Origin of the sequence: Wolbachia endosymbiont of Drosophila seguyi, from assembly GCF_028981765.1 — a bacterium.
Taxonomy (GTDB): Bacteria; Pseudomonadota; Alphaproteobacteria; order Rickettsiales; family Anaplasmataceae; genus Wolbachia; species Wolbachia pipientis.
Genome location: NZ_JAPQLM010000086.1, coordinates 1 through 1203, shown reverse-complemented (window position 1 = coordinate 1203; position 1203 = coordinate 1). Strand labels below are relative to the sequence as shown.

Annotated in this window: 1 pseudogene; it reads right to left on the bottom strand. The window is 43.3% G+C overall.

Annotation, left to right across the window (positions count from 1 at the left end):
* Positions 1-65: 65 nt before the first annotated feature.
* A pseudogene (locus OZD62_RS01800) lies at positions 66-1001 on the bottom strand (phage terminase large subunit); the annotation flags it as partial.
* Between the last annotated feature and the right edge of the window lie 202 nt (positions 1002-1203).

The window sequence follows — 1203 nt, the reverse complement described above, 5'->3', positions numbered from 1 at the left end:
CCTAGCTATGAGTAGGGTTATGTTAAAGAGGGAATATGCTTGAATTTACTAGTTTCCGGACAACCTCTCAACCACTCTGGTTTAATTATACCACTTGAAAGCGGCAGAGGGTTTTGTTGATATTGAGCAGCAAAAGCGTAACTCCCAAGTTCAGCTTTTATTATCTCAACTTCTTCTTTTCCTCCATCGAGGGGATATAACAACTGACCTTCTTCTCTTGAATATAATATCCTTACAGGTGACGCTGGTTTATTATATAATCGCCTGGTCGCACAGTGCTGAGCTACTCGGATGACAGGAACGGGAGGCATTGGCTTTTTGATTGAATAAATAACCTGCTTATTTTCAGAAATCATTGGCAAACAAATATGATGCCATATGTTTTTTGGCTTGGAGAGAAGGTGTCCAGTTAAGTCCTCCTGGTGTAGCCTGTGCATTACAAGAACGATGACTCCTTTTTTTCTATCGTTCAGCCTGGTTACTAAAGTCTGATCAAACCAGTTTGTGGCACGCTTTCTAAGCGTTTCACTCAAAGCTTGAGCAGAACTGAGCGGATCGTCCACAATGATAAAATCACCACCTTCACCAGTTAGTGTTCCGCCAACTGATGTTGCGATTCTGTATCCTCTCTGCACTGTTTGAAATTTATATTTGGTATTCTGGTCTTTGGATAGTTCTATCTCTGGAAATAGCGCTCTATACCAACTAGACTGCATCACGCACCTGGTGTCGAGCGAGTGCTTTTCGCTGAGCCGCTGAGAATAACTTGCAACTATTATTCTCGCAGTTGGTTGGTTTCCCAGTATCCATGCGGGCCACGCAACGCTTATGCACATGGACTTCATCGAGCGCGGAGGCATATTGAATATTATTCGTTTCACTTCACCAGCGCTCGCTGCTTCCAGCCTGTCTGCTATGACTTTTATATACTGATAATCGTTATACTCACACCCCGGCACTACCGTTTGAAAGCACAGTTCAATGAATTTTAGAAAGTTCATGATATAATGTTGAAACCAACGCGTGACGCTGGGATGACAAAAAAAGGAGCACTGGAATGACACCTTACTTAACCGTCATACCGCGATTCATTCGCGGTATCTCTTAACATAGATCCCCCTACTATACCTTAACATAGATCCCGCTAACAAGCAGCGGGATACTTAACCATCATCTACACCGTCATACCGCGATTCATTCGCG